General features: G+C 41.8%; 25 protein-coding genes. 12 read left to right on the forward strand and 13 right to left on the reverse strand.

Features of this window, described 5'->3' with window-relative positions:
• Positions 1 to 323: 323 nt before the first annotated feature.
• Positions 324 to 875 carry a thioredoxin family protein gene (locus tag H5125_RS16785; RefSeq protein ID WP_101086261.1) on the forward strand — a complete coding sequence of 184 codons (552 nt, stop codon included), beginning with the start codon at positions 324 to 326 and terminating at the stop codon, positions 873 to 875.
• A 113-nt stretch (positions 876 to 988) separates the two neighbouring features.
• Here the strand turns inward: H5125_RS16785 and H5125_RS16790 are convergent, their stop codons facing one another.
• Entirely contained in the window at positions 989 to 1,930 is a 942-nt protein-coding gene (locus H5125_RS16790; RefSeq protein ID WP_182744807.1) for an exopolyphosphatase, read from the reverse strand.
• Between the two features lie 3 nt (positions 1,931 to 1,933).
• Positions 1,934 to 3,238, reverse strand: coding sequence for an ATP-dependent RNA helicase RhlB (rhlB, locus tag H5125_RS16795; protein ID WP_101086263.1), 1,305 nt, complete (start codon positions 3,236 to 3,238; stop codon positions 1,934 to 1,936).
• A gap of 153 nt (positions 3,239 to 3,391) precedes the next feature.
• On the opposite strand from rhlB, the gene trxA reads away from it, so the two are divergent.
• Positions 3,392 to 3,718, forward strand: a complete 327-nt coding sequence (gene trxA, locus H5125_RS16800) for a thioredoxin TrxA (protein WP_011635949.1) — start codon at positions 3,392 to 3,394, stop codon at positions 3,716 to 3,718.
• Between the two features lie 222 nt (positions 3,719 to 3,940).
• On the forward strand, positions 3,941 to 5,203 hold the full coding sequence (gene rho, locus H5125_RS16805; RefSeq protein WP_059747484.1) for a transcription termination factor Rho: 1,263 nt from the start codon (positions 3,941 to 3,943) through the stop codon (positions 5,201 to 5,203).
• 322 nt (positions 5,204 to 5,525) lie between these two features.
• On the opposite strand, the gene H5125_RS16810 is transcribed toward rho, so the two are convergent.
• Genes H5125_RS16810 through H5125_RS16820 form a run of 3 tightly spaced genes read right to left on the reverse strand, consistent with a single transcriptional unit; the run spans position 5,526 to position 9,006 of the window.
• Positions 5,526 to 6,251 carry a fumarate reductase iron-sulfur subunit gene (locus tag H5125_RS16810; RefSeq protein WP_182744808.1) on the reverse strand — a complete coding sequence of 242 codons (726 nt, stop codon included), beginning with the start codon at positions 6,249 to 6,251 and terminating at the stop codon, positions 5,526 to 5,528.
• A 1-nt stretch (position 6,252) separates the two neighbouring features.
• Positions 6,253 to 8,253 carry a fumarate reductase flavoprotein subunit gene (locus H5125_RS16815; protein ID WP_182744809.1) on the reverse strand — a complete coding sequence of 667 codons (2,001 nt, stop codon included), beginning with the start codon at positions 8,251 to 8,253 and terminating at the stop codon, positions 6,253 to 6,255.
• A gap of 9 nt (positions 8,254 to 8,262) precedes the next feature.
• The gene (locus H5125_RS16820) at positions 8,263 to 9,006 is read right to left on the reverse strand and encodes a fumarate reductase cytochrome b subunit (RefSeq protein ID WP_101086266.1); all 744 of its coding nucleotides are present in this window, start codon (positions 9,004 to 9,006) and stop codon (positions 8,263 to 8,265) included.
• 552 nt (positions 9,007 to 9,558) lie between these two features.
• On the opposite strand from H5125_RS16820, the gene prmA reads away from it, so the two are divergent.
• From prmA to H5125_RS16845, 5 genes are all read left to right on the forward strand, one after another.
• A complete protein-coding gene (prmA, locus tag H5125_RS16825) occupies positions 9,559 to 10,440 on the forward strand; it encodes a 50S ribosomal protein L11 methyltransferase (protein ID WP_101086268.1) in 882 nt (293 codons plus the stop codon).
• A gap of 297 nt (positions 10,441 to 10,737) precedes the next feature.
• Positions 10,738 to 11,700: a tRNA dihydrouridine synthase DusB gene (gene dusB / locus H5125_RS16830; protein WP_011635943.1), complete on the forward strand. Its 963-nt coding sequence runs from the start codon at positions 10,738 to 10,740 to the stop codon at positions 11,698 to 11,700.
• Positions 11,701 to 11,723: 23 nt separating this feature from the next.
• Positions 11,724 to 12,029, forward strand: a complete 306-nt coding sequence (fis, locus tag H5125_RS16835) for a DNA-binding transcriptional regulator Fis (protein ID WP_011635942.1) — start codon at positions 11,724 to 11,726, stop codon at positions 12,027 to 12,029.
• Positions 12,030 to 12,212: 183 nt separating this feature from the next.
• Positions 12,213 to 12,590: a hypothetical protein gene (locus tag H5125_RS16840; protein ID WP_182744810.1), complete on the forward strand. Its 378-nt coding sequence runs from the start codon at positions 12,213 to 12,215 to the stop codon at positions 12,588 to 12,590.
• Positions 12,591 to 12,649: 59 nt separating this feature from the next.
• Complete coding sequence (locus tag H5125_RS16845) at positions 12,650 to 13,336, forward strand: hypothetical protein (RefSeq protein WP_182744811.1); 687 nt, start codon at positions 12,650 to 12,652, stop codon at positions 13,334 to 13,336.
• A 590-nt stretch (positions 13,337 to 13,926) separates the two neighbouring features.
• On the opposite strand, the gene H5125_RS16850 is transcribed toward H5125_RS16845, so the two are convergent.
• The 7 genes from H5125_RS16850 to H5125_RS16880 all read right to left on the reverse strand — a co-directional run bounded on the left by H5125_RS16850 (position 13,927) and on the right by H5125_RS16880 (position 21,813).
• Positions 13,927 to 15,063 (reverse strand): AAA family ATPase, encoded by a 1,137-nt coding sequence (locus H5125_RS16850; protein WP_182744812.1) that lies wholly within the window; start codon positions 15,061 to 15,063, stop codon positions 13,927 to 13,929.
• 1 nt (position 15,064) lies between these two features.
• Positions 15,065 to 15,976, reverse strand: a complete 912-nt coding sequence (locus tag H5125_RS16855) for a primase-helicase zinc-binding domain-containing protein (RefSeq protein ID WP_182744813.1) — start codon at positions 15,974 to 15,976, stop codon at positions 15,065 to 15,067.
• Positions 15,969 to 16,328 (reverse strand): hypothetical protein, encoded by a 360-nt coding sequence (locus tag H5125_RS16860; RefSeq protein WP_182744814.1) that lies wholly within the window; start codon positions 16,326 to 16,328, stop codon positions 15,969 to 15,971. Before H5125_RS16860 ends, H5125_RS16855 begins: the two co-directional genes overlap by 8 nt.
• Positions 16,321 to 16,515 carry an AlpA family phage regulatory protein gene (locus H5125_RS22470; RefSeq protein ID WP_182744815.1) on the reverse strand — a complete coding sequence of 65 codons (195 nt, stop codon included), beginning with the start codon at positions 16,513 to 16,515 and terminating at the stop codon, positions 16,321 to 16,323. Before H5125_RS22470 ends, H5125_RS16860 begins: the two co-directional genes overlap by 8 nt.
• Positions 16,516 to 16,596: 81 nt before the next feature.
• Positions 16,597 to 17,241 (reverse strand): hypothetical protein, encoded by a 645-nt coding sequence (locus H5125_RS16870; protein WP_182744816.1) that lies wholly within the window; start codon positions 17,239 to 17,241, stop codon positions 16,597 to 16,599.
• Positions 17,241 to 18,494, reverse strand: a complete 1,254-nt coding sequence (locus tag H5125_RS16875) for a site-specific integrase (protein WP_182744817.1) — start codon at positions 18,492 to 18,494, stop codon at positions 17,241 to 17,243. Before H5125_RS16875 ends, H5125_RS16870 begins: the two co-directional genes overlap by 1 nt.
• 322 nt (positions 18,495 to 18,816) lie before the next feature.
• Positions 18,817 to 21,813, reverse strand: a complete 2,997-nt coding sequence (locus tag H5125_RS16880) for a UvrD-helicase domain-containing protein (protein WP_182744818.1) — start codon at positions 21,811 to 21,813, stop codon at positions 18,817 to 18,819.
• 499 nt (positions 21,814 to 22,312) lie between these two features.
• On the opposite strand from H5125_RS16880, the gene H5125_RS16885 reads away from it, so the two are divergent.
• Entirely contained in the window at positions 22,313 to 23,203 is an 891-nt protein-coding gene (locus H5125_RS16885) for a hypothetical protein (RefSeq protein ID WP_182744819.1), read from the forward strand.
• A gap of 58 nt (positions 23,204 to 23,261) precedes the next feature.
• Positions 23,262 to 24,167 carry a surface lipoprotein assembly modifier gene (locus tag H5125_RS16890; RefSeq protein ID WP_182744820.1) on the forward strand — a complete coding sequence of 302 codons (906 nt, stop codon included), beginning with the start codon at positions 23,262 to 23,264 and terminating at the stop codon, positions 24,165 to 24,167.
• On the opposite strand, the gene H5125_RS16895 is transcribed toward H5125_RS16890, so the two are convergent.
• A complete protein-coding gene (locus tag H5125_RS16895) occupies positions 24,164 to 25,597 on the reverse strand; it encodes a S8 family serine peptidase (RefSeq protein ID WP_182744821.1) in 1,434 nt (477 codons plus the stop codon). The genes H5125_RS16890 and H5125_RS16895 overlap by 4 nt on opposite strands.
• A gap of 135 nt (positions 25,598 to 25,732) precedes the next feature.
• Here H5125_RS16895 and H5125_RS16900 point away from each other — a divergent pair, with 135 nt between their 5' ends.
• Positions 25,733 to 26,221, forward strand: coding sequence for an RNA polymerase sigma factor (locus H5125_RS16900; RefSeq protein WP_101086273.1), 489 nt, complete (start codon positions 25,733 to 25,735; stop codon positions 26,219 to 26,221).
• A complete protein-coding gene (locus H5125_RS16905) occupies positions 26,218 to 26,964 on the forward strand; it encodes an anti-sigma factor (protein WP_162022202.1) in 747 nt (248 codons plus the stop codon). The genes H5125_RS16900 and H5125_RS16905 overlap by 4 nt, the downstream gene beginning before the upstream one ends.
• Position 26,965: the final 1 nt, after the last annotated feature.

Below are 26,965 nucleotides of genomic sequence, written 5' to 3' on the forward strand. Positions count from 1 at the left end.
TCTTCAACAGACTCATGAACTAATTCAAGCTCTTGCTCAAACATAAAAAATCCCCACCAGAATACTGGTAGGGATTATCTTTCATCTGCAAGATCGGTCAAGTGCCCTTAAACGATCGGCATTGATCCATCTCGGGTTGGCTTTTTTAATTTAACACCGCCTACTTTGCGTCGGTTTTAATTCGATTTCCTCGTGGGGCAAGTCACATACACCTCATTATCGTGATCAGCTCTACATCATAGCTCATAGTCTCTTAACAGCCCTGTTTAAGCATGCTTGAATACACTCAAGAACAGTATTTTCTTCTTAAGCGAGACATTATCATGCACAATAACGTTAGAACATTATTGGCCACCACGGCACTCTTTTTCAGTGCCCAAATGCTGCCTATGGCCGCATCTGCGAATTCAGGTTGCGCATTTGAAAAAGATCAACAAGGCTTTATGGCAACATGCAGCGAGGAGAAACAAGAAGTGATTTTAACTGGCGTAATCCAACCACAAACTCTAACGACTGAATTACCAGGCTATACTGAAGGGTTTACCAATTACCAAGTTGATGCGCAAGCAATCGATGTACTCAAAGCCATTAATGAACCGACGCAAATAGTCGTGATTATTGGCACTTGGTGCCCTGACTGCCATCGCGAAACACCGCACTTTATGCGAATTATTGAAGCGGCAGCCAATCCCAACATTGAAGTTGAATACATTGGTGTCGACCGAAGCAAGCAGGACCCTGAAGGTTTAGCGGCAAAATATGCGTTCAGCCGCATTCCAACGTTTATTGTTAAACAGCAAGGCAATGAGCTAGGTCGTATCGTTGAACGCCCTCAAGCCACACTGGAAGCCGATTTAGTTGAGATTTTAAAATAGTTATGTAAGAAGTTATTGAAAATGTTTGTTTAAACAACTAAAAGTAATAACTTAATAATCAAAAAAATAGGTCGCCAATGGCGACCTATTTTTTATTACGCTTATGTCAGTAACTACAACGAGACTTTAGCGGCTATGCGATCGGCTAACAGTTGTAATACGCCTTCGCGAAGTGCGCCACCAGCAAGATGTAAACGACTCATTGATAGACTTTCAAACAACGCGATTAAAATCGCAACTCCCGCAGCAAATGTGGGAGCTTGTTCGGCATTTAAGCCGTTAATACCACTAAGCCTTGCATCTGCTTGCGATAATATTTCATCACGAAAAGCATACAAAATCTTAAGGGTAATCACTTCCGAGCGTTGTCGATGCTGTAACACCGATACCACTGATTGAACCGCACCAGAAGCCCCTACAACACTTTGCCACCCTAAATTGAGTAAGTGAGGACGATGTTCTGCCAAAATCGTATTAACGTAATCTACGGCCTGTTCAAAATCGATGCTTTGAAGCGGCGCATGACTAAAAAATCGTTGATTAAATAGCACGCACCCCATTGGCAAACTGGTTTTAAACAACACCTGACTGCCGTCACCAATAATAAACTCGGTACTAGCGCCGCCAATATCAATCACTAACCGGCGTCCCTCACCTTTAGTGGTGGCCACCATACCTTGATAAATCAGTTCAGCTTCGCGCAACCCCGAAATGACCTCGATTGGATGCAACAATATTGGCATCGCTCGCTGGTGAAATTCATCGGCATTACGGATAACACGCAAAGTAGCGGTAGCAAATACAGCCACATTAGCGCTATCGATATGGTGCTGCGCTAACATGTCGGCAAACATGGCTAAGCATTCTAAACCACGCAGCATAACAGGTTCAGACAACATACCGTCATCACCTATACCTTCGGCAAGACGAACTTTACGTTTATATTTAGCGATAACAATCGGCTTATTACCCACCGAATTAGCCACTAACATATTGAAACTGTTAGAACCTAATGTTATCGCCGCATACGGCTGAGATACAGTTAACAATGGCATTGACTATGGTCTACGAGTCCTATGGCGTGGCGGACGCGAAGTATTTCCACCACTACGATGCGCACCTTTACTTCCACCATCACGAGTCCGAGATGTAGGAGGCTTACGATGAATACGCGCCGGAGGCGGAATATCATCTAGTAACGCATCTTTATCGTAATTAGACACTGGAATTGAATGATTAATATAAGTTTCAATTTCAGGTAAATTCAGTGCATATTCTTCACAAGCAAAACTGACTGAAATACCTTTCTGTCCCGCACGACCTGTTCGGCCAATACGATGCACATAATCTTCACAATCATCAGGTAGGTCATAGTTATATACGTGTGACACATCAGAAATATGTAACCCACGAGCGGCTACATCTGTTGCCACTAAAACATCGATATCACCTGAGGTAAATTGCTCAAGAATGCGAATACGCTTCTTTTGCGGAACATCGCCGGTTAACAAACCCACACGATGACCATCACCTTCTAAATAAGACCACAACTTTTCACAGCTGTGTTTTGTGTTCGAAAACACAATCGCTTTATCTGGCCAATCTTCTTCGATTAGACTCAGTAATAAACGCATCTTGTCTTCCATCGACGGATAGAAAATTTCTTCTTTGATATTTTTAGAAGTTTTTTCTAATGGTTCGATTTCAACTTTTTCAGGATCATTCATATGATCGTATGCTAATTCCTGCACTTTCATTGAAAGCGTGGCAGAAAACAACATATTCAAACGTGACTTAGCATCAGGCATTCTGCGGAACAAAAAGCGAATGTCTTTAATAAAACCAAGATCAAACATACGGTCGGCTTCATCAAGCACAACGGCTTGAATGTGGCTTAGACTAATGACACCCTGACGTACATAATCAATAATACGTCCGGTGGTACCAATCAGAATATCAACGCCTTTGTCTAATACAGCGCGTTGGGTTTCATAGCTTTCGCCACCGTAAACAATACCAACTTTTAAGCCTGTATGTGCCGCTAATAGCTTGGCATCTTTAGCAATCTGAATTGCTAATTCTCGCGTTGGCGCCATAATAATAGCGCGGGGTTCGGTTGCTTTGCGACTCTCAGGTGCAGCAACATTGAGTAAGTGGTTAAATGTGGCCACTAAAAATGCCATAGTTTTACCGGTGCCGGTTTGGGCTTGTCCGGCAATATCTTTTGCATTAAGTAAAATAGGTAAAGATAACGCCTGTATTGGCGTGCAAAACTCAAAGCCGTTCTCGTTCAATGCCGCGAGTATTTCGGGCTTTAAAGGGAAGTCGGCGAATTTCTGGGTCGATAAATGTGTTTGGCTCATAGCACAAGCATACCTGTAGGGGTTGCAAAAAAAGATTCGATCGTTTGAAATAGCTACATTACTAAAACGGTCTCTTGAAAAGCTATTTAACTGACCCAATATACATGGTAAGCCATTAATAAACTAGCAATGGAACCAAATCTGGAGAACTACATGAGCGATAAAATTGTATACCTAAGCGATGACAGCTTTGAAAACGACGTATTAAAGTCTGAAACACCAGTATTAGTCGACTTCTGGGCTGAGTGGTGTGGTCCTTGTAAAATGATTGCCCCAATCCTAAACGATGTTGCCGAAGAGTACGCAGGCAAACTAACCGTCGCAAAACTAAACGTTGACCAAAACAACGTTTCACCTGCGAAATACGGCGTACGCGGTATTCCAACATTGTTAATGTTCAAAGGTGGCGAGCTAGTGGCAACTAAAGTTGGTGCACTATCAAAGACGCAACTAAAAGAATTCATTGACGCTAAAATCTAACTAGAAATAGCCTAGAAATGTTAAACGGCACAAGTTTTGAACAATTTGTGCCGTTTTTAGATTTTATTTACGCTAAATTTCTGGACGGCCAACATATAAAGTGCTAATTTATTCATCAGATTTTTTCAATTAACCTCTTCTCGTTTATCAATCATAAAATATCTTTTCAAACTTGCTGATTGATTGCGGTAAGCTTCGTCGCGCAAAACAAGACTCCCATACATGAATTTAACAGAATTAAAAGACACGCCAATTTCAGATCTAGTTTCGCTTGCTGAAAGCATGAATCTGGAAAATATGGCTCGTACCCGTAAACAAGATATCATCTTCTCAATTTTGAAAGCTCACGCTAAAAGCGGAGAAGACATCTTCGGTGGCGGTGTATTAGAAATCCTCCAAGACGGATTTGGATTTTTAAGAAGTTCAGATGGCTCATACCTTGCGGGTCCTGACGATATTTATGTTTCTCCAAGTCAAATTCGTCGATTTAACATGCGTACTGGTGACAGTATTTTTGGTAAAATTCGACCGCCGAAAGAAGGCGAAAGATATTTTGCACTGTTGAAAGTCAGTGAAGTCAACTTTGATAAACCAGAAAGCTCTCGCAACAAAATCCTGTTTGAAAACTTAACCCCATTACATGCAGAAGAACGCCTTCGCATGGAGCGCGGTAATGGTTCAACAGAAGACATCACCTCTCGCATCCTTGATCTTTGTTCTCCAATCGGTAAAGGCCAACGTGGTTTGATTGTTGCGCCGCCAAAAGCCGGTAAAACATTATTACTGCAAAACATTGCTCAAAGTATTACTTACAACAACCCAGATGTGGTGTTAATGGTATTACTTATCGATGAACGTCCTGAAGAAGTGACCGAAATGCAGCGCATGGTAAAAGGCGAAGTGATTGCTTCTACCTTTGATGAACCAGCCAGCCGTCACGTTCAAGTAGCCGAAATGGTTATCGAGAAAGCAAAACGTTTAGTTGAACACAAAAAAGACGTCGTCATTTTGTTAGATTCGATTACCCGTTTAGCCCGTGCTTATAACACCGTCATCCCTTCATCGGGTAAAGTGTTAACCGGTGGTGTTGATGCTAACGCACTGCATCGTCCAAAGCGTTTCTTTGGTGCTGCACGTAACATTGAACACGGTGGCAGCTTAACCATTATCGCCACAGCCTTGGTTGATACAGGCTCGAAAATGGACGAAGTAATCTACGAAGAATTTAAAGGTACTGGTAACCAAGAGTTACACCTTTCTCGTAAAGCTGCTGAAAAACGCGTATTCCCTGCGATTGATTTCAATCGCTCTGGTACTCGTCGTGAAGAAAAGCTAACGACAACTGAAGAACTTCAAAAAATGTGGATTTTACGTAAAATCTTACATCCAATGGATGAAGTTTCTGCAATGGAATTCTTAATCGATAAATTGGCTATGACCAAAACTAACGAAGAATTCTTCACAGCAATGAAACGCGCTAAGTAATTAATTACCTAAACGCAAAATAATCGCAAAAATGCCGCTAATTTAGCGGCATTTTTATATGTATATCACGGTTACTAACCAAAGCCATGCCTAGAATCTAGAGCGGACTTCGTCCTGATAGTACGCTTCGCTGCTATAAAAGCTTTAGCTTGTATCGTCTGTAGCTGCGTAGCACTCTAGCATCTAGTATTTGTACATCTCCCGCTTACCATCGCCTGCTATCGCTTTACCGCCTGTCATCGCTCTTCCGCCTTTAAAGCTTTAGCTTGTATAGCATCTAGCAGCGAAGCGCTCTAGCATCTCGTAGTCTCGAGCTTTTCCGCTATACAGATGCCATTTTCCGACGTAAATACGCAATTTGCTGCATATGCGGTAAATCTTTCGGGCAAGTATCTTGGCAGCCGAGTAACGTCATGCAACCAAACACGCCATCTTGATTACCTATGACATGGTAAAAATCATCAGCGGTTCGAGTATCACGGCTGTCTAATTCAAAACGGGTAATTTTCATCATACCGACTGCGCCAACAAAAGTGTCACGCATTTGTTTAGTCGCACAAGCAGAAACACATACACCACATTCTACGCATCGCTCTAACTCATAAAGCTTGGTTGCTTCTTCCGGTGACATCGGCGTTTCGATACGATGAATATCATTATCTGCACTATTCGGATGCAACCACAACGATAAACGCTCAGATAATTCGCGCATAAATTTACCGGTATTCACCGACAGATCGCCAATTAAATCAAAGCCAGGTAATGGCATCAATTTAATATGTCCATCTGGATAATTAGCGGTTAAGGTTCGACAAGCTAACGTCGGAAAACCATTGATCACCATGGCACAACTGCCGCAAATCCCCGCACGACAAACAAAATCAAATTGTAGTGATGGATCTTGTGTTTCACGTAGCTGATTCAACGCGATAAACACCGTCATTCCGGGTGCCTCTGTTAAGCTGTAACTCACCATTTTAGGTTTGTCGCCAGGCTCTTGCGGGTCATATCGAAAAATTGAAAAAGTTAACGTGCGTGCTTGGCTCATATTACTTTTCTCCAGACTCAGCGTTGATTTTGGCTAAAATATCAGTGAATCGCTGATTACGTGGTTGATATTCTTCAGGTAACTCATAAGGCATTAATGCCGCTTGCTTGGCATACCTATCTGCATCGTCACCGAGTTCAGCTAAAATAGCTTCAACCTGTTGCTGACGTTTTTGGGTATCAGGATGAGCAATCGCATTATCAACACCATAACCTCGATAACCAGGCGGTAATTCCATTCGCATCACATCAAGGGCTTCATAACTCATTTCTGGTCGTAAACTATTCGCATCTGGCCAACGGGTTAATGTACGATTCAACCAGTCTTGGTCATTACGCTGTGGAAAATCTTCACGAGAATGCGCGCCTCGACTTTCGGTACGAGCAAGCGCCCCGCATGCAACGGTCACTGCCACTTTCAACATTCGTTTGACGCGTAACGCTTCAACAAGCTCAGGATTTGCATGACATTTTTTACACTTTAACCCGAGGTTTTTCGAACGTCCAAGCAGTTCAGTTAATTGGTTAACAGCCAGTTCAAGTTCAGGCCCATTGCGGAAAATACCGACGTAATCCATCATGATTTTTTGCATTGCAGCTTTAAGTTTAAATGGATCTTCTGTTCCTTCGCCTTCAATAAGCTGATCAACTTCTGTTTGTAACTGCTTACCAAACTGGGCGATTAAATCGGTATCAACGACCAAACTATTTTGCTCACCAAAGTCAGCAACATACTTACCGATAATCATTCCGCCAACCACAGTTTCTGCTAGGGAGTTGCCACCGAGTCGATTAAAGCCATGCATATCCCAACAAGCAGCTTCTCCAACACTAAACAGCCCTGATAATTGTGGACTTTCGCCATTGGCTTTAGTACGAATACCGCCCATAGAATAATGTTGTGTAGGCCGAACAGGGATCCAATCTTTAACCGGATCAATACCTAAAAATTTCTCACAAATCTCTTTAACTTCACGCAAATTGGTATCAATGTGCTTTTGACCTAATAAGGTAATATCCAGCCATAAATGCGGCCCATAAGGGCTATTTACGCCTTTTCCTTTGCGCATATGCTCAGTCATTCTACGAGACACAACATCTCGCGAAGCCAGTTCTTTTTTCTCTGGTTCATAGTCGGGCATAAAGCGGTAACCGTCTTTATCACGCAGCACACCACCATCACCACGGCAACCTTCCGTCGTTAAAATACCCACTGGAACAATAGCCGTAGGATGAAACTGTACCGCTTCCATATTGCCCAGCGTCGCGACGCCAGTGTCTAGCGCCAATGCTTGACCAATCCCCTCACAAATAATGGCATTGGTCGACACCGCATAAATCCGCCCATAGCCACCTGTGGCAATAGTGGTAGATTTAGCGATGTAAGCGCGTAATTCCCCCGTAATTAAGCAACGAGCGATTACACCATGGCAACGCACTCCATCATGAATAAGCGTTAATGCTTCCATCCGCTCATGCACAGGAATACCTAGCGAAATAGCCTTATTATCGACGGCATACAATAAAGAATGACCTGCACCGTCTGCGGTATAGCAAGTACGCCACTTTTTGGTACCCCCAAAATCACGCGCGTTAATGAGTCCATGAGCAGCTTCTGCTTCAGTGATAGTCACTTTTTCCGCATTAACAATAACTTGTCTATCGCCTTTAGTTACTCGAGTCCAAGGAACGCCCCACTGAGCTAACTCTCTTACCGCTTTGGGTGCACAGTGAGCAAACATTCGAGCAACATCTTGATCGCAGCCCCAATCGGAACCTTTTACCGTATCTTGAAAATGGATGTCTTCATCATCACCTTCACCTTTTATGGTATTGGCTAAACTGGCTTGCATGCCACCTTGGGCAGCGACAGAGTGCGATCGCTTAGCGGGAACCAGCGATAACACCAAGGTATCGAGGCCACGTTCTTTTGAGGCTATCGCGACTCTTAATCCTGCCAGTCCAGCGCCTACTACCAAGGTGTCGGTATAAATAATTTTCATTTTAATTCCTTATAACATCGACACATATGGCACCACAGGTAACGCCAAAGAGCGGCCAATAAAAATATAAGTCAGCAAACTCGCTACTCCTAGCACCATTAAATACGCTAACAGCACCTTAGCAAATTTGAGCATGGCAAAGCGTTGCTCAACCAAGCCCCATTTCACCACTACTCGATATAAACCAAATACGCCATGCACTGCTACAACAGGTAATAGCAGGATATATAAAACCCAAGCATTAAGGTGGTACACACGCTCGGCCGAAAGATGTGGGCCTATTTCAGGATTGGTTATCATGGTGAATAAGTGCGTTGGTACGAGGAAGAACAATAAAAAACCAGTGATCATTTGCCAAAACCAGATTTTGGTATCTTCATGAGGTAAAAAACGCATTTGATTGCGTAAGGCGCGCCATTGGCCTAATTGAGTCGGAAAACGCCGTAATGCAAATACCGCATGGATCAGTACTACCAATAACATAAAGCATGAAAAAATTTGAGTTACCAGCGGGTAACCATGACCAGTTTCACTGAATATGCCACCCTCAAGAAACTGTGCCACTTGGTAGAAGGCTTCTTTGCCAAACAAAATACTCGACTCAAAATGCAAATGCATCACTAGAAAAAGTCCCAGTATTACACCGGACAAACTTTGTAGTTTATCCGCTCGAGCAGCCCAAAGAGGGTGAGCAAAACCTTTGTCGGTATTTACCGCACTGTCGACTTTCGTTTGCAAAGAATTCGCAGCCATAAAGCATCATATCCTGTTAAGCACAATAACAAGTATTGACCATATCAAGAGTTTTTGAATAGCGGCAATGAACAATGATCAAACCGTGATAATGTTCACCTATTATTAAGCGGGAGTTAGAAGCATGTCACACAAACTAGCAAATAAAAACTTAAACAATACTGATAGTTAACTAAATATCGAAACGAGTATTCGGTAGATAAACAATCTAACGTGTATCTAGAAAGGTGTCGTAACGCTAATAATTACCGGCAATATTGACGTAACTTATCGCGTAATAGCAACATGACCTGAGTGATATTTTCGCGACCAGGACAGATCAAATTTAACGCAACTGACTCACCAACACATTCAGTAAGTTTCGGGACTAACTTACCTGTTTTCTAATCATCAGCAATATCCTGTGCGATTTTTAATATAAACGTGACCGAAAATGGTCCATCTTCATCTAGCAAACAACCAATAAACTCTCACCTAAACGAGCATCTTAAAATAACTTGGGTATAATAAGCGCCAATTTGATATTACTTTTACCACAGTTAGGAAAATCCCATGGCTTGGATCCAATTACGCATTCACACTCATCGCGATAACGCCGACTTGCTTGGCGACTTATTAATGGATCACGGTTCACTTTCCATCACCTACGAAGATGGCCAAGACGAGCCTATTTTCGAACCTAAGTTAGGTGAAACACCGCTGTGGCAAGATACCGTAATGATTGCATTGTTTGATGCAGGTACTGACTTAGCACCTACAATCGAATTTTTAGAATCGATGCCATTTTTAGGCAAAGGCTTTAATCATAAAATTGAACAAGTCGAAGATAAAGACTGGATCCGCGAATGGATGGACAGCTTTCACCCAATCCAATTTGGTACACGTTTATGGATTTGCCCTAGCTGGCGTGAAATTCCTGATCCGACTGCGGTTAACGTCATTCTCGATCCAGGTTTAGCCTTTGGTACAGGTACTCACCCTACCACCGCCTTATGTTTAGAATGGTTAGACAGCCTAGATTTATCAAACCAAGAAGTCATCGATTTTGGTTGTGGATCGGGTATTTTGGCTATTGCCGCAATCAAACTCGGCGCCAAGAAAGTAACAGGTGTTGATATTGACTATCAGGCTATTGACGCTTCAAAAGCCAATGCTGAACGTAACGACGTAGTGGATAAATTGGCCCTATATTTACCAGAAGATCAACCAGCCAACTTACAAGCAGACGTATTAGTCGCCAATATTCTTGCCGGTCCGTTAAAAGAGCTAGCACCGCTGATAGCTGAAAAAGTCAAAATTGGTGGCAAACTGGCGCTATCGGGTTTATTGCAAGAACAAGCACAAGAAGTATCCGACTTCTACAGCCAATGGTTCATCATGGATCCAGTATGTAACAAAGAAGACTGGAGTCGCTTAACAGGAATACGTAAGTAGCCTGCCCACAAGCCTAAAACGCACTCAATTATGGGCTATATTATGAGCGGATTGCGTGCGTAAATTCTCGTTTACAGGTTGTTAACATCAATAATTGACACTGGTATATATGAAAACGTCTCTCTGCAACACGCACCAGTGCTCAAAAATGGCCGAAAAACGCCAATTATTAGTCAAAGATGTGACGGCTAATAAAAGTCAAGCAAAAAAGTTGCATTTAGGTCATTTATTGACCTTTTCACGGCCGTAAAAAAGGGCTACTATAGCGCCCCTTTGGAGAGCAAGGTGAAGTCCGAAATGCAAATTGGCCCGTATCAACTGTCTAATCAGCTGATTGTGGCACCAATGGCAGGTGTCACCGATCAGGCCTTCCGAAATCTCTGTTTACGCTATGGCGCAGCTTTAGCCGTATCAGAAATGCTTTCATCGAATCCCGACGTTTGGGACAGCGACAAAAGCCGCCAGCGCATGATGCATTCTGGTGAAGAAGGAATACGCTCCGTACAAATAGCAGGTGCAGATCCTGATTTAATGGCCAATGCCGCTAAGTTCAACGTTGAACAAGGTGCGCACATCATTGATATCAATATGGGCTGTCCAGCAAAGAAAGTGAATAAAAAATTTGCTGGTTCTGCGTTAATGCAAAGCCCCAGCTTAGTAAAAGAGATTTTACAAGCCGTGGTTGCTGCAGTAGACGTACCAGTAACGTTAAAGATACGCACGGGTTGGGAGCCTGAACATCGTAATGGTGTTGAAATAGCCCAAATTGCTGAAGATTGTGGCATTGTCTCGCTCGCCGTTCACGGCCGAACCAGACAATGCATGTACAAAGGCTTTGCCGAGTACGACACCATAAAAGCAATTAAACAGAATGTCTCAATTCCTGTTGTCGCTAACGGGGACATCGACACACCAGAAAAAGCCAAGTTTGTACTTGACTACACTGGCGCCGATGCCCTGATGATTGGAAGAGGTGCACAAGGACGGCCTTGGATTTTTAAAGAAATCCTACATTATCTGGAAACAGGTAAAAAGTTAGCGCCAATTAAGGCAGAAGAGCAACGCAGTGTGATGCTTGAACACCTTAAGAAACTTTATGACTTATATGGCGAATACAAAGGTGTCCGATTTGCTAGAAAGCATGTCGGGTGGTACCTAAACCATGAGGAACAGCGCCAATTTCGTGCTGACTTCAATCGGCTTGAAACCGCTGCCCAGCAACATTCCCTCGTAGAATGTTATTTTGATGAATTAGTTTAGAATTTAATAAAGAGCAGAATAGAATGTTTGATCAGACAACTAACACAGAAGTTCACCAGCTTACCGTAGGCAAAATCGAAACAGCAAACGGCACTATCAAGCCGCAGTTATTACGTGACGCAGTAAAACGTGCCGTGACTAACTTCTTCTCTCAGTTAGACGGTCAGGAAGCTTCTGAAGTATATGAAATGGTATTGTGCGAAGTTGAAGCACCTTTACTAGACATCATCATGCAACACACTCGTGGCAACCAAACGCGCGCTGCTAATATGTTAGGTATCAACCGTGGTACTTTACGTAAGAAATTAAAGAAATACGGCATGAACTAAGACCTAGCGTCTAAGTGATTGTAATGAAACGGGCTTATCAGCAATGATAAGCCCGTTTTTGCATTTTGAACCCACTAATGAACCCACACTCGATGTTTTACTCACATTAGTTTTTATCTTGCTTGCTTATATTTCACTAACTTTATAGAGTATATTTTTTACACACGTTAGTTAGGGATAATAATGAAACTTACAGGGATATTAACGTTTAGTGCTGCAATACTTTTATCTGCATGCACATACACTTCTAATATGAATATGGGTAATAACTTCAGTGCAGATCAAACTGCCCAAATAACAAAAGGCAAAACAACTGAGACGGATATCATTACTTTATTTGGTCAGCCATCAGTAAAGACTGTGCTGAATGAAACTGATGTTAAGTGGATTTATAGCTATACAGAAGGTAGCTCTTCTGCCCAAGCATTTACTATGAAAACAACATCAGACTTTACAACTCATACACTAGACATACTTCTTCGTGATGGCGTAGTTATCAATTTTGCTGAAACTCATGCGCCAATGAACATGAACCTCAACACTCAAAGTTCAATTAAATAGCTTATAGCCTTTAATTTTTCGAATTAAGGGCATTTAACTTTTTATACGGGAGTGGGCAAATGGACATATTAGATAAGTATCAACTCAAGGAATGGTGGATTGAATCATTAACAGCAAGCCAAAGGAACCAAGTTTCTAACGACTACCGTCCGATGGGATTTCCTGTTAGTGATGCCCCTTACCTATACCAAAATGTAGATAAGACATATTTTAGTGATGGTGCAGGTAAATTAGGGCTTTTACTTACTTTATCTATTATTGCAGACGGTGAAGCAAAGGAGATTATCAGGACAAAAGCAGAGGAAGAATTATTCCTATGTTATCGAGTGTTTGATGGCAATTTGATCGACATCCATCTAGCTCTTGCATCACTTATCAAGCATTACTATCCTTTGAGGGCTAATCAGACACATTATGAAAAAGCTAAAGAACTTTGCTTAATGCAAATATCTTTTGCCAGTAAAGTTGCCAAGAAATTTAGACACCCTAAAAAGCCAAAAGAATTAAAACGGTTACATAAAATAACTGGGATTAGACATCCTTACTATGATGAACCACAAATGCTACCTTCACATACTGGCTATAAACAGCTAGCAATTATTCTTGAAAAAGAAGGGGATATTAAAAGTGCAATAAAATTATCCAAACAAGCATTGAAACAAGGCTGGACGGATGATTATGAGAAGCGCATTGAACGGTTGAATAAAAAGCTTGCTAGGAAAGTAATTAAAAAGACTAGCCTCTAACGTGTGAAAAACCTCCCTCTTACGATGTAAGAAAACTATGCTTGTGCGTATTGGTTAAGAAACTCATGGTGTAAACCTTTTTGACGTCCGAAACGTTATTTTCATGCCCCATGACTTCCAAATATTAATGCCTAACGACCTTAGAAAAACCTTCAGCTTTTTTATGAGTAAGAAAAACCGTCATCATCTGAATACTTTTCTTTAACTACGGGCGCATGTGACCATCAAAGATCATTGCTTCAAACTAAATCATATTAAGGCTAGCGAGGAATACACTCGATAGTGTCTAAGATGTCCAGAAATTCTGTCCCCAGTAAGCAGCTGGCCAGTGAATACCCCCTGTCTGAAAAATTAGGAAAATTAGACAAATTGAAAATCTGACATAATCGCCACCAGCAAAGATAAGGCTTACTGACATTTTTCCGCCTTCACAACTAAGCGCAAGCTATTGAACTTAATTAATTTTATTAATATTTTTAATTTTCCTATTTTGTCTAATATCTCTATTATTACTAACCCCCCTAATTTTTTGATTTTTCAGTGCGTCCAAAAAAAAACCCTCTATTAAGGAGGCTTATAGTTCAATTGTTCTAGCTAGCTGGTGGTATTAACTTTAACCGTTTTGCTGCTGCTGGATCACCTGCATTCCTTTGAGCGTGTTCCCATCGATAGCCAGCCATATAATCACCGCCTATGTGCTTTTCTAACACCTTTTTAACTTTCGGCCTAGATACAGCAATAGAATGAGCAACACTATTTATGATCTCAGTTTTAAGGGTTGTACCTTCTTCTATCGTTTCAATAATTGCGGTAATTATCTCAATGTTATCTTTACGCGATTGCTCTACATCAGCCGATTGCATTAACTTTTTAGCTTCTGATTCATCACGTATTTCAACAGTGGCCATTAAGCCCCTGTAATCCATACCTTGAACACTTCGATAATAAACATTGAGCTTTTGAGCAACATCGCCACGCTGTTTATTATTTTCAAAGGTTACAAGTTTTTCTGTTCCCGTTGGCGTATCTGTAGACGCAACATCCATAATGTATGAACAATCACAATCCTCTAATAAGTCTGACGTGCCAGCAAATACACGCTTACCTTCACCATCACGGTTTTTATTGGTATGCGCTAGCATGATCACCGAACCGCCCTTAGAAGAAAAAGAGCGCATCATTGTGCCAAACATGGTTGAGGCTTGCTTGTTCATGATATCGGTAAACTTCTTAACAGTATCAAGTATCACAACCTTGCCCGCACAATCATCTGCACCAACTAGATGATTAATCACACCTTCAAACACTGCCACACTAAAGCCTTCAAAGTTAGGCGATAACATTTTAAAACCGTGTTCTTCGGCTATTTTTAGCTTAGTGATCATCCCTTTGCCATTGTCATCTGCATTTATAAAATAAACATATTCGGCTTTTACATCTCCACGCCTGATTGAGTCTATTAACATTTTTAAAATGATTAATGTTTTACCCGTATTAGGCGCAGCATAAAAGACCGTCATTTGCCCAGCAATGGCTAACTCTTTGAGAATATAAGTATCTGATTTCATTTTTTCGGCCATTTCTTTTGATTTCCCATTCAATGCATAATCATCAAAACTCATGATGAACGGCTTATCTAATAGTTTGCAGGAGTCATCTTTAGGCTTAATAGGTTTTAAAAGTAAAGCCTCCCGCTTTTGTTGAGGTAGGTCAGCAAAATCACCCATATTAAGCCGCCTCTGCTGGTGGCATTACGTATGAACCATTAACCGCCATAGCAGCTTTAATTGCTTCACGCTCACCAGTCCCGCTTTCGTCATTATCGGCAATAATGATAATGTCTACCTTTGGCCTGCTAGGTCGAATAGCTAAAGCAACATTAATCAAATTACCCGCACTAAACGCGCACAATACAAGCGCATTAGGTAAGCACTCGGCCACGGCCGAACAAGTCGCAAAACCTTCACCAATGTATATTTGATTACTGTCTTTGCCTGATAGCGGATAAAAACCGCCTTTGACTTTAGAGCCTGCCAAAATATGCTTTTCACTGTTAGGTTGTACAAACTGTAAACCTGACAATGTCGGGTTGAATATGGGAACCACCAGAGAGCCTTTACTCATGATGTAATCACCATATAGGTGAACGGCCTTTGTTAGTTCAAAAGTGCTAAAGGGCTGCACTTGCTTTGCATTCAGATAAATATTGCTTGCGAGTGCTGGTATACAGTTTTTAACTATTGCAATCGCCCTTGTCGCTGCTTTCGCTTGTTTGGCTGCTAACTTTGCAGCCTCTTGTTCCTTAGCTTGTTCAGTCTTGCGCCTGCTTCGTTCAATGGCTGCTGTATCGACAAATTGACCAACGGACACCCCAACATAAGGCGCTATCAATAAAGCCGCCTCTCGTGCGTTTACGCTATGCACTTTAGCCACCAGCGATAAGCCATCACCACTTCCACACCCTCGACAAACATACGTTCCGCGACCTACTAGATCATCAAAGGTAAAACGGTCATGGCCACCACAACTAGGGCATGGTTGTGCATTTTTATAGTGGATTTCGCCACAAAGATTATTAAGGATATTCAACCACTGGCCAGAAGCTAAGGTAACAACATCGCGAATTAAATTATCAGTCATGATCAACCTCTCTTAACTGCCAGTAGTAAGGTTTTTTAGTCCCTTCTAACGGTAACTTTTCAATTCTATAACCTGCTCTAGCGAGACGTTTTGATAGCTTTTTACTAATATCGTGCGCATTAGAAACACCCAACCGTTCATTAATTTTATGAGTATTAAGCAATGGCTCCTCGTAAATAAGCCAGAGAAGTCGCTGCCCACAAAAACCACCGCCTACAAGCCTTAATTTAACTGGTAGCTCTTTGCCTCTTATTGGGCTAAGATTTTGCCTGATAGCTTTAGATAAGGCTTTCAAACGGGCTGCGTCTGATCCTGCAAGAGATACGCAGCCCTTTTTATTTGCTTTATTCATGGTCGGCCTCCAAGCTAGCAAGCCAAGTAGAATACTGTTGATTTGTCCAGCCTAGGGTCATTTTCCCCACTCTAAGTGGTTGAGGAAATTTACCATCACGAACCCAACAAAAAAGCGTTGTGCGCCCTTTGTTGATGTTCCTACACATGGTGGAAATATTGATAAGCTGATTTGAATTAGATTGCATTGTTTAGCCTCGTTTTGTTAAGTTCAAAACAAGATAACAAGCATAAAATGACAGACTGGGGAAAGTGGCAAAAAAAGTTATTTATAACTCTGCTTTTAGTGAATCAAAAATTCTCCTAATTGTTCGCTCACTAAACTGATTATCATTTTTATCAGTAAATACAGTTTTAGTTTCACGCACTGAACATTGTAAAACCTTATTTTTTTCTAATATTTGAAGTATAGCTTTAAACTTTAAGTTCTTATCATTTGATTCGATTAAAGCCTGTCTTATACCCTCTTTTACTAAAATTGCTCTTTCTGATTGTTCATCCTTCCTTGATAACGAACCTTTTGCACTTGATACCTTTAACAATCTATCAGACCAAAGTTTTTTCTTTACTGCTGGCTGAGAAAAAGTGTTTAGATCGTTAGCTAATACGCCAAGCCCCATCTTCCCAAGAATTTCTGCTGCGTACATTACAGCAATATTTCCAATTAAATTAGTCTCTGGTGACTTAGCCCCTTTCAATAACTTTTCCATAATTAGATATGAATTATATTTATCTAATGCCCAGTCATATCTATCTTTCAAATCATCAGAGTCTAACTTTATTTCATCAACATATGTAATTAATGGCCTGTCATATTCTTTACTGGATGCCTGCTCACCATAATATTTTATTTTTTGGTCAACCGTAGTAATACAAGTGCAACCAGCACCCCTTTTACATTTACAAGACGCCATCAAACAGCCCTCCCTAGCATAACTACATTCTCAGTATCACCACGCAATAGCGCCAATCTATCTTGCCATAACTCAAGCGCTTTAAGCTTTTCAGGTAAATATTGGCTATGGTTGTAAATACCCGCCACACCTTGTATTGAGTGACCAAGTAATGATTCCACAACATGTGGGGCAACCCCTAAATCATTTAACCCTGTCGCAAAGGTTCGCCTTAAATCATGTAAGCGCCATTTATTTTTATGTTCTAACAGCTTCCAAATCTGCCCGCCCCATGCGCTAACAGCTGGTGACTGTTTTAGCTGGCCAAGTAGATATTCTGTTGAAGTTGAATCAATCAAAGATTCAATAAAAGGTTTTAATGCTGCGGGTATTGGCCTCATGATCTCCCCACTTTGGCCTTTTGCCTGATCTTTAATACGGGTTTTATTATGCTCTGGTGGAACAATCCAAAGCATTCTATCAAGATCCCATTCACCAACTTTAGAAAGTCTTAACTCTTGAGTTCGGCAACCAAAGCTAATCAACAAGGTCAGCAAATTACGGTAATAAGGCTGTATCTTGCCTTGGTCTATCCATTTAACAACTTGAGTAAATTCATCCCAACTTGAATCATCTACTAACCGTCTTGACCGCTTTGCTTGTTTAGATGCACCAATAGCTTCATGGTCGAGTTCAAAAATATCTCGATTAACTTCGAAACCTCTTTTAATGCAAAATTTAAGTGCCTGTTGTACGTTTCTTAAAACATAGCCCGCAGCTACAGGATATTTTTTTGATCTAATCTCAAAACAATCTATCCAATGATGCTTACTAATACCGTTTATAGGTAATCTGCCAATATGAGGAATAATCCATTTTTCAAACTGCTGCTTATGCTTTGCTGCATTCACGCGTTTTTCATCTGCATATTTTACTAACCAATAGTCCAATGCATCGGCTACCGTCAACGGCCTTAATCGGTCATCTTTGACAATCTTTAATTGAATAGCAGGATCATGCCCTTCGTTTAGCCAGCCTTTACACTGCTGCGTCTTAACTCGTGCATTTTTCAAAGTTAGCCCTGTTTCTTGACCGTTGTACTCGCCAAGTGAAACGTTCTTGGCTTTACCAGCAATCCTATAACGAAATACAAAGCTCATCTTACCGCTAGCTCGCCACAAGACAGACAAGCCTTCACCGTCAGCAACTTTACGTGGCTTAGTGTCGCTATGCCCCTTTAACATGCCTTTTAACTTGGAATCTGATAACGCCATATTGAACCCACACTTGAACCCACAAATGAACCCGCTCAAGACAGAATAAAAGCGAACAAGATAAAACGCAATTGAATTAGGGTCACACGTAAGGATATGAAATTAAATAAATTACTTAAACTTAATTAAGCTTATCTGAACAAGGTAAAACAACGACTTACTTAATACGGCATGAACTAAGACCTAGCGTCTAAGTGATTGTAATGAAACGGGCTTATCAGCAATGATAAGCCCGTTTTGTTTTATCAGTTACACTCGTAGTAACACATCATTTATCAGCAAGTGTTATATACGAGTAGAAACAGTCATCCATTTCTAAGAACTACTGCACCTGTTGCGGAGAGATTTTGGCTTTATCAATGGTATTGCTACAACTAGGCACGCGGTTACCTCGATAATTTTTACAGCCCCAAAAAGCCCCTCGAGCACTTTCTCGTAAACTCATATCACCGCCACAGACGTTACATATCGGCGCCATATGGCTACAACTGTCATTGAGGCATACCTTGAAACCGATAAAACGTTTACGTGTCATCGGACTGCCGCATTCGTCACAGCCTACTTCTTTGTGATCGCATAATGGAAAGTGTGAGCAAGAAAAGAATGATGTGAACTTGCCCACTCGTGGTTTTAATATCCCAGTGGTACATCGGACACAGTTAATTTGTTCGAACAAGGATTGCACTAAAGACGTACTAAATTCTTGTTGTTCAACGGCATAGTCTTGCTGGATCAGTTCCACAATAAATGGGCTTACATTGGTCATATCGGCGATAACGTAAACTCGGTGCTTTGCACGAGTTAGCGCGACATAAAATAAACGCCGTTCTTCTGCAAATTCAAAATTTTCAGCTTTAGGTAAAAATGCATCAAGTAAAGGTGGCGTTATTTTTTTCGACGGAAATCCATGTATGCCTTGGGTCATTCCCATAATCACCACATAGTCGGCCTCTTTACCTTTGGAAGCATGAAACGATAAACACTCAATCACGAACATCGGGTATTTAGCCGTTAACTGACGCAACATGTCTTTATCTGGCAACTGAAACCAGAAACGTGCCAGTAAGTATACTGTCGGTTTAGCTTTAAGCTTATCAACAGCTTGAGTAACACGGACGGACAGAGCATTTAAGGCTTGCTCTAATGCGTTGTTACTCGGCTCATCTTTAGTTGCGCCCTCATTGGTACCACGACGAAGTATTGATACTGCAGGCTTGGCAACTTGTACCAATGAATGGATATCTTTGTTGAGTTGATGCGGATTTTTACTCACAAAAGCGCTAGCCACTTCGCCGATACGGTTATTAAATCTAAAAGTAAGATCCAAATGCGTTTCGCTGGCATGGCCAAAATAACGTTTAAATTGAGTCGTTAAACGGACATCTGCACCACTAAAGCGATAAATAGCCTGCCAATCGTCGCCAACACAAAATAATGAAGTATCGCTGTTACCTTTTTTCGTGCGCGAATCTCGCAAGGCTCGCACTAAACGTGCTCTGGGTTCTGAAATATCTTGAAACTCATCGACCATGATATATCGCCATGGGCTGACATATTGACCACTTTGCAGGTATGCGAGCGCTTTGGCTATCATGTCCTCAAAGTCGATATCACCGTGAGCTGATAAGTACTGTTGGTACTGCTGTAAAATGGGTTCGAGTAATTCAAATGCTTTACGCGTTTGGGCCGCATCAGCAGCATTGGCAAATACCTTTTCCAGCCCAGCCTCGTCAATACAAGCTGCTTTGTATAAGCCAATGAGCTGACTAAACAATTTTGCCAGCTCAGTCACTCGCCCAAGCTCATAAAGAGTTGCCAATATCGCGTCATCGGGTAAAGGTGAGTAGTTAACTTTAAATACCGTTAAAGCTTGCTCAAGCTTGTTGATTAACTGATTTTTCTTGTGCTGATAATAAAATAATTCGATGCAGTTGGTTTGGCGCTGATGATGTAACAGTCGTTTCCATTCCATTGATGCTAAATAGGCTGCTTGATCGATATAAGGAGCCGTATTATTGGCTTCATCAATGCCATAATATTCAATATAAACCTCATATTCAGGTAGATAAAAATCAGCTTGATACTGGCGAAAATCAACCGTGCTGACATCAAATTCATACTTGGCTTCATATTGATATTCAATGCCATTGGTAAACAACCAATTGGCGATATGCAACTCACCAAAACTTTTGACCCTCTCACCTTTCAATGAGCGAATGTCATTATCATTTAAATATTCAAAATACTCACCTTGTATTGAAAATTCGAATGGGCTTTTTTCAACGTAATAATAACGACTGAAATAGTCAAAAAGTTGTTTACGATAAGATTCATTTTCAATCAAAACTTCTAATCTATCGTGCACCCATTTGTCTTTGGCGGGTTCATCATTTACCCACGCTGATAAGCTAGGTTTCACACCTTCAACATCGGCAATAATTTTCAGGCCTAAACTGTGAAAAGTACTGGCCTTAATATCATCACTGCCCAGTTTGTGTTTAATTCGCAGATCCATTTCCATGGCGGCTTTTTTGCCATAAGCCAGTAATAGAATTTCATTAGCTTTAGCTTGGCCACTATTTAGTAAATAGCCTGCACGGCCTACCATTACACTGGTTTTCCCCGTGCCAGCGCCCGCGAGCAGTAGATTATTATCATCATCGATAATACATGCTCGGCGCTGCTTATCGGTTAATGGCTGTGACTCCACATGATCAAAAAAGTCTGCAAATGCGAGTAACTGCGATTGAATATAGCCTTCACGTAGGCGATCTATATCCGCTTTATTCCAGTGGTAAAAACCGTGTAGTTGAATTAATGCGGTACGTATATTGGCGGGTAACTCGACCCCTTCACTCCAGGGAAACCAGCGAAAATACTCACGCTCGATTCTAGCGCGCATTTTTTCTAGTAATGACTGGCGTAAATACCGGCTTGATATGGCTTTTTCAACTCGTAATATCAAATCGCACAGCGATTTTTGATGAGATAAAGCCCAGAGTATTTCGACCTGTTGCTTAAAATGAGATTTAGCCAAATAACTTAAAAATGGAATTTGATAATGAGCACCAGCTACCTTAAAACTCAGTAAGTTACCGAGTAAACTGGCACTAAATAGTGGCGGATGATCTAATTGCTGCCATGATAATTGCCCCATAATAAGCGGTTTATTGGTATGCCGAAATCTTGCTAAAAATCGGCCTTGGCTAGGCATAAAAGTCATACCCTCTAGCGTCAATTTGATCGCATTTACGTCACGCTGATACAAATGCCCAAACCAACTATGAGGGATAAAGTTAACTGAATTTTCTAATGACAAAGTAAAACCTACGACTCAATGGTTTCAGGGGTAACCGGCTTATATTTAAGATAACTATATCGTAATTAAGCATTCATTACGGACAATACTGGGTGTGCGAATGACTCAATGGGCTTTCGCGCTGATACCAATGATAATTGATTTACATTAACCATAAAAGTAAACATATACACAGCATTTAACATACTGAGCATGACATTTGTCCGCGGCTCAATCGCTAGTTCTGCCGACGAATCCCAGCGGGCGACAAAACCACTATTTATTTTCAAGCAACAACGCTAAACGATGGTTATATTTCAGTAGAGATGTCTATCTAAGCATCATTTAGTCTTTTTACATCAATAAAGATAAAAATAAAATAACAATATTAAACAATCACTTATTAATTTTATATTCACCGTGCAAGACAATAATGCCAATTAAGAAAAAATAAATGGAATAGAATCGACGACCGCCTCGTTATCACAGTGTCAATCACGACATTACGAGGGAATTAAAAATGAAAACATTACTTAAACCAACGATTATTGCTCTGGCTTGTTTCTCAACCATGGTAATAAGTGCCGAAATGTCAGCATCGACAACCGTATCAGCCCAAGCTGATGTTCAATTAAGCCAAAACCAACAGAATAGCCCAAATGCTAACGCTGAAACACAAAGCAATAATGAGCCAACAATTGCCTCACGCGAGCCGACCAACACCGCCTCAGATCAAACGGCTTCAAATGAAGCAGAGTCAGGCGGCTCGGGTGACTCCACGCAAACTTCATCAACTGAAATGGCAGCCACAACTGACAACCAAGTTGCGATAACCATACCCACAACAGAAATGCTCACTACGGTAACGTCAGCACTTGATACATCAATCACCAACGCTGACTCAGCAACAACACTTGCTAATAACCAATTAGCCAACACCACAACTGTTGGTGCTGGCATAGCTAATAGCCTGATTAATAACGCCTCGACGGCTGCGCAATTGGTGTCAACTCAAGTAATAGCATCTGGTTCTGCCGGATTATCTGCAGCAACAGAGTTATCGGTTAATCAAGCAGAGACATCACTCAACACCGCAGCAGCGACAGTAAACGCAGCACAACTTGGTGCGAACACCGCCGCAGAAGAGATTCAATCACGTATGAGTGCCGATACACTGTTTGCCACTAGCACAGCAGTATCTGATTCAGTAAGCGCGGCAGTTTCTGGGACAACATCATCGGCCATCAATGCCGCAGCAACCAGCGCAGTGCAACAACAGTTACAGGCAAGTGCAAGTGAACTCATGCAGCAGAACACTCGCGAACAAGTGACGCAAGCGGTGAGCCAAACAGTGAATGCAGAAGTCACTAACACCATTCAAAATACCATTCGCTTATCAAGCGGTCTTTAAGTCGAATACTCCATATGCCGGCAATACTGCCGGCCTATCTTTATTGTTAGGAGTCCTTATGATGACTTTACACTCTCGCGTTACCTGTACATTATTTCTGCTGGCTTGCGCTCATATGGGAGTAGCGGCAGAAACCCTATCCGTTAACGGTAAGCTAAAAGCAGGTATGGAATACCAGTCTAACGTCAACATCAGTGAACTTGAACAAGCCAGTGGTGAGTCGGATACGGCGACGGTTTTAGAGGGAGAAATCAATGCAGCTTGGCAAGTTAGCGACAATGTCCGCCTAGACAGTGGCTATAGTATTAATGACAAACGCTATCGAAATGCCAGTGCTTATGGCAGTCGCTTACAGCTGGCTTTTATCGATGCGAGCTATGCCTTTGATAATCTAACACTGGGCAGCAGTGTCTATCTGGCTCAAGCTGATTTAGATGGCAGCGATTTTTTAGCGCTCAACCAATTTAGCGTGTATGCCATGCATAATCTTAGCGACAGCTGGTTTATTCGTCCCAGCGTAGTGTATGCCGACAAAGATTTTGCTCAGTTTGAATCGCGTGATGCTAGCAATAAAAGTGCTAATATCGATTCATTTTGGTTTTTTCAACAGGGCCAACGCTTTATCTCATTAGGCGCAACTTATGAGGATGAAGATACACTTGATAAAGCCTTTAGCTATCGCGCTAAAAGTATGAATATCCGCTTGTCTAATCAATTTGATTTATGGCACGTTGTACAAAAAATTCAACTAGGAATGAAATTAACTCAAAGAGATTATGCTTTGGCCATTAACGATAATAAACGTAACGATATACATCAACACATTGATGCTAAGTGGGAGTTAAATATTAATTCCACTTTTGCGCTGCTGACATCCGTTGAATATGGTGACTATCAGTCAATCTTGACCAGTGCAGATTATGATGAAACACGAGCAGGACTGATGTTACAAGCCAGTTTTTAAGGGCGTGTTACTACCCCATAACCAAATTGTGGATCTTTACCTGGTGCGCCTAAATCAATCACCTGCTGCTGTAATTGCAGCAACACCTGCTCCAATAGCAGCTCTGGTGTTGCAGCCAGCATACAGGCCACTTTGGCCGATACAACGGGCGTGGCCATTGAAGTGCCACTTTCAATACCCACGCTTCCATCTGCTCGGGTAGTCAACACCTTTACTCCTTGCGCCGCAAAATCAATGTAATCCCCCTGATTAGCCCAACGATATAATCCCAGCTGTTTATCTACCGCAGTGACGGCAATAACGTCTGAATATGCAGCTGGATATAATGGCTTAGCGGCTGGCCCACCGTTACCTGCTGCAGCCACTAAAATGGTCTTTGTTTCAGCTAAACGAGATACAACTTCATGTAATATTGGATTATCTGGTCCAGTCAAACTCATATTGATCACCCGCACCTGTTGACCTACTAACCAATTTAACGCCTGCAAGATACTGTCGAGTGTAGCCCCTTGTTGATACGCATTTTGGGCATAAAAGGCTCCTGCGCTGTATAAGGTTAATGACGGTAACAACGGCTTAAGTTGATCATTGTTACCCGCTAATACGCCTGCCACTGCGGTTCCGTGACTATATGAAGATGGGATGTCATCAGTAAGAAAATTTTGTTGGATCAATACTAAGCGATCTTCGGCTATATGCAGCGCCTTATGCCGGGGCACAATCGCGGTATCTATCATGCCTAATCTTATCGGTCTATGGCACATCGCTGTCGTTTCACTTGAAACCACTTGCTGCACTGCCGTTATCTGATCCGTTGTCGCTCTGTCTGCTTGGATAGCCGTTTCAGTACTCGCCTGCGCATCCGTAACTGTGCTTGCTTGATTAGCCGCTTGCGACTGGTATATATAATTTCGGTTTAAATAAGGTGCCAGTAGTGTAGGTAAAGTATTGCGTAATGCATCAACGCTATCAAGCTCGATCGGTACTTGTATTTTAACCAACTGTAAGCCTAACATTGCCAGTTCAGTGCGGCTTTGCACATACATTTCCAGCTCAGGAGTCGTCGTTAACAGCTGTTGCCATTGTGCTATGGATATTAACAATAGCCATTCACGCTCAACGGCGCGTAAACCATGTTCAACTTCAATATCGTTCCATACAGGCTGACCTGCACTATTTAGCACAGGCACTACAGCAGGCAACTGTAATAAGGGGTCTAACAATGTCGCCTTTAGCGCTAATGTTTGCTGTAATTGCTGCTCCAGCAAACGTTGCTGCTTCAGTGCTTGTAAGCGCTCGGCGCTTCGGCTTACGCTTTGATCGAGTTTATCTATCACTGCTGCAGGAAGTGCTGGCACAGACAATAATTGCCCGTAAGACACTAAAGGTATGAGGGTTAAACTCAGTAATGCGAGTGAATATGCTGTCATTGTTCTCATTGATTTATCTACCTGCGCTGATAGTGTGTAAGATAAAAACGTCTGACAACAAAAAAAATTCCCTCCATGTTGGAATAACTTTGCCCATTGAACCGTTATCAGGGTAAAGAGGAGTATACCCTAAATATGAAACCCGAATTAATCCTACTACTACCAGCATTAAGACGCTTTGCCTACTCATTAACGGGCTCAATGCATGATGCCGATGACTTGGTGCAAAATACCTTATTACGGATACTTAAATCGCCGCCACCGGAAGATGTTCTGTTAGCTAAATGGGCCTTTAAGATATGTCGAAATCAATGGATTGATGATTATCGCTCACAAAAAGTACGCACCTTAGCCACCAGTAAACCAGAACTGCAGGCAGAAAATTACACCGACGGTGAAGCGGACATCATTAACGATATCACCTTAGGTGAGGTGAATAGCGCGATGAACAATTTGTCTGATGATCAGCGTGAAGTATTATCGTTAATTGCTGTACAAGGCATGAGCTACAGCGAAGCGGCTGAGATACTCGCCATTCCAACAGGAACAATCATGAGCCGCCTAGCAAGAGCTCGATCCAACATGGTCAGCTTTTTTAAACAACCTAACGGGAGCATGGCATGAACCTCAGCGATGAAACCTTATCAGCCTTTTTAGATGCAGAACTACCAGAGCAAGACATGGAGCAAGTCAGGCAAGCGATTGCCGATAATGAAGCGGTTGCCGAACGTTTAGCAGAACTGGCAATGGTTGATCCTATGGTACAAACATTCTATCAAGCCATTGACCAACAGCCCGTTCCAAAAGCCATTAGCACACTACTTGAAACGCCTAGTGCACCGTTTGAAGAGCCTAGCGCTACAGAGAGTAACATTGTAGCCTTTCCTTGGTGGCGCCAAGCACAGCAACAGGTGCAACAATATGCTGCAGCAGTTGCGGTTATCGCGCTAATAGCGGGTTATGGCGTGTATCAACTAGACACGCCACTACAGACCAATACCACAACGGCAGGCATAGACCCAACCATAACAGAACAACTAACGCATTTGCCAAGCGGTGTTATTGCATTGTTAGATGATGACAGCATCATGTCTATTCAACTCAGTTTTTATAATCAACAGGGAGATTTTTGTCGCCAGTATGGTTTGCAAGACCTAAGCCTGCGTAGCGAAAATATTGCCTGTCAGCAGCAGGGGCAATGGCAACAAGTCGCTAATATTGAATATACTATTAGCCAAGATCAGCAAGCTGAATACCAAACGGCTAGCGGCGGTTCTGCACTTGATAGCTTACTCGACAATATTATGGTTGGCGCGCCATTAACAACAGCACAAGAACAGCAAATACTTAGCAAGTTAACAGACTAAT

This window comes from Shewanella sp. SR44-4 (assembly GCF_014163715.1).
Classification (GTDB): domain Bacteria; phylum Pseudomonadota; class Gammaproteobacteria; order Enterobacterales; family Shewanellaceae; genus Shewanella.

What these genes read in the sequence shown, in the direction of transcription:
- H5125_RS16895 (WP_182744821.1), bottom strand. Translation starts at nt 25,597, where the DNA reads ATGACAGCATATTCACTCGCATTACTGAGTTTAACCCTCATACCTTTA.
- H5125_RS16785 (WP_101086261.1), top strand. Translation starts at nt 324, where the DNA reads ATGCACAATAACGTTAGAACATTATTGGCCACCACGGCACTCTTTTTC.
- H5125_RS16870 (WP_182744816.1), bottom strand. Translation starts at nt 17,241, where the DNA reads ATGGCGTCTTGTAAATGTAAAAGGGGTGCTGGTTGCACTTGTATTACT.
- rhlB (WP_101086263.1), bottom strand. Translation starts at nt 3,238, where the DNA reads ATGAGCCAAACACATTTATCGACCCAGAAATTCGCCGACTTCCCTTTA.
- H5125_RS16840 (WP_182744810.1), top strand. Translation starts at nt 12,213, where the DNA reads ATGAAACTTACAGGGATATTAACGTTTAGTGCTGCAATACTTTTATCT.
- H5125_RS16850 (WP_182744812.1), bottom strand. Translation starts at nt 15,063, where the DNA reads ATGGGTGATTTTGCTGACCTACCTCAACAAAAGCGGGAGGCTTTACTT.
- H5125_RS16845 (WP_182744811.1), top strand. Translation starts at nt 12,650, where the DNA reads ATGGACATATTAGATAAGTATCAACTCAAGGAATGGTGGATTGAATCA.
- rho (WP_059747484.1), top strand. Translation starts at nt 3,941, where the DNA reads ATGAATTTAACAGAATTAAAAGACACGCCAATTTCAGATCTAGTTTCG.
- H5125_RS16875 (WP_182744817.1), bottom strand. Translation starts at nt 18,494, where the DNA reads ATGGCGTTATCAGATTCCAAGTTAAAAGGCATGTTAAAGGGGCATAGC.
- H5125_RS16790 (WP_182744807.1), bottom strand. Translation starts at nt 1,930, where the DNA reads ATGCCATTGTTAACTGTATCTCAGCCGTATGCGGCGATAACATTAGGT.
- dusB (WP_011635943.1), top strand. Translation starts at nt 10,738, where the DNA reads ATGCAAATTGGCCCGTATCAACTGTCTAATCAGCTGATTGTGGCACCA.
- H5125_RS16815 (WP_182744809.1), bottom strand. Translation starts at nt 8,253, where the DNA reads ATGAAAATTATTTATACCGACACCTTGGTAGTAGGCGCTGGACTGGCA.
- H5125_RS16905 (WP_162022202.1), top strand. Translation starts at nt 26,218, where the DNA reads ATGAACCTCAGCGATGAAACCTTATCAGCCTTTTTAGATGCAGAACTA.
- H5125_RS22470 (WP_182744815.1), bottom strand. Translation starts at nt 16,515, where the DNA reads ATGCAATCTAATTCAAATCAGCTTATCAATATTTCCACCATGTGTAGG.
- H5125_RS16820 (WP_101086266.1), bottom strand. Translation starts at nt 9,006, where the DNA reads ATGGCTGCGAATTCTTTGCAAACGAAAGTCGACAGTGCGGTAAATACC.
- H5125_RS16860 (WP_182744814.1), bottom strand. Translation starts at nt 16,328, where the DNA reads ATGAATAAAGCAAATAAAAAGGGCTGCGTATCTCTTGCAGGATCAGAC.
- H5125_RS16885 (WP_182744819.1), top strand. Translation starts at nt 22,313, where the DNA reads ATGAAAACATTACTTAAACCAACGATTATTGCTCTGGCTTGTTTCTCA.
- H5125_RS16890 (WP_182744820.1), top strand. Translation starts at nt 23,262, where the DNA reads ATGATGACTTTACACTCTCGCGTTACCTGTACATTATTTCTGCTGGCT.
- H5125_RS16810 (WP_182744808.1), bottom strand. Translation starts at nt 6,251, where the DNA reads ATGAGCCAAGCACGCACGTTAACTTTTTCAATTTTTCGATATGACCCG.
- H5125_RS16900 (WP_101086273.1), top strand. Translation starts at nt 25,733, where the DNA reads ATGAAACCCGAATTAATCCTACTACTACCAGCATTAAGACGCTTTGCC.
- H5125_RS16855 (WP_182744813.1), bottom strand. Translation starts at nt 15,976, where the DNA reads ATGACTGATAATTTAATTCGCGATGTTGTTACCTTAGCTTCTGGCCAG.
- trxA (WP_011635949.1), top strand. Translation starts at nt 3,392, where the DNA reads ATGAGCGATAAAATTGTATACCTAAGCGATGACAGCTTTGAAAACGAC.
- prmA (WP_101086268.1), top strand. Translation starts at nt 9,559, where the DNA reads ATGGCTTGGATCCAATTACGCATTCACACTCATCGCGATAACGCCGAC.
- fis (WP_011635942.1), top strand. Translation starts at nt 11,724, where the DNA reads ATGTTTGATCAGACAACTAACACAGAAGTTCACCAGCTTACCGTAGGC.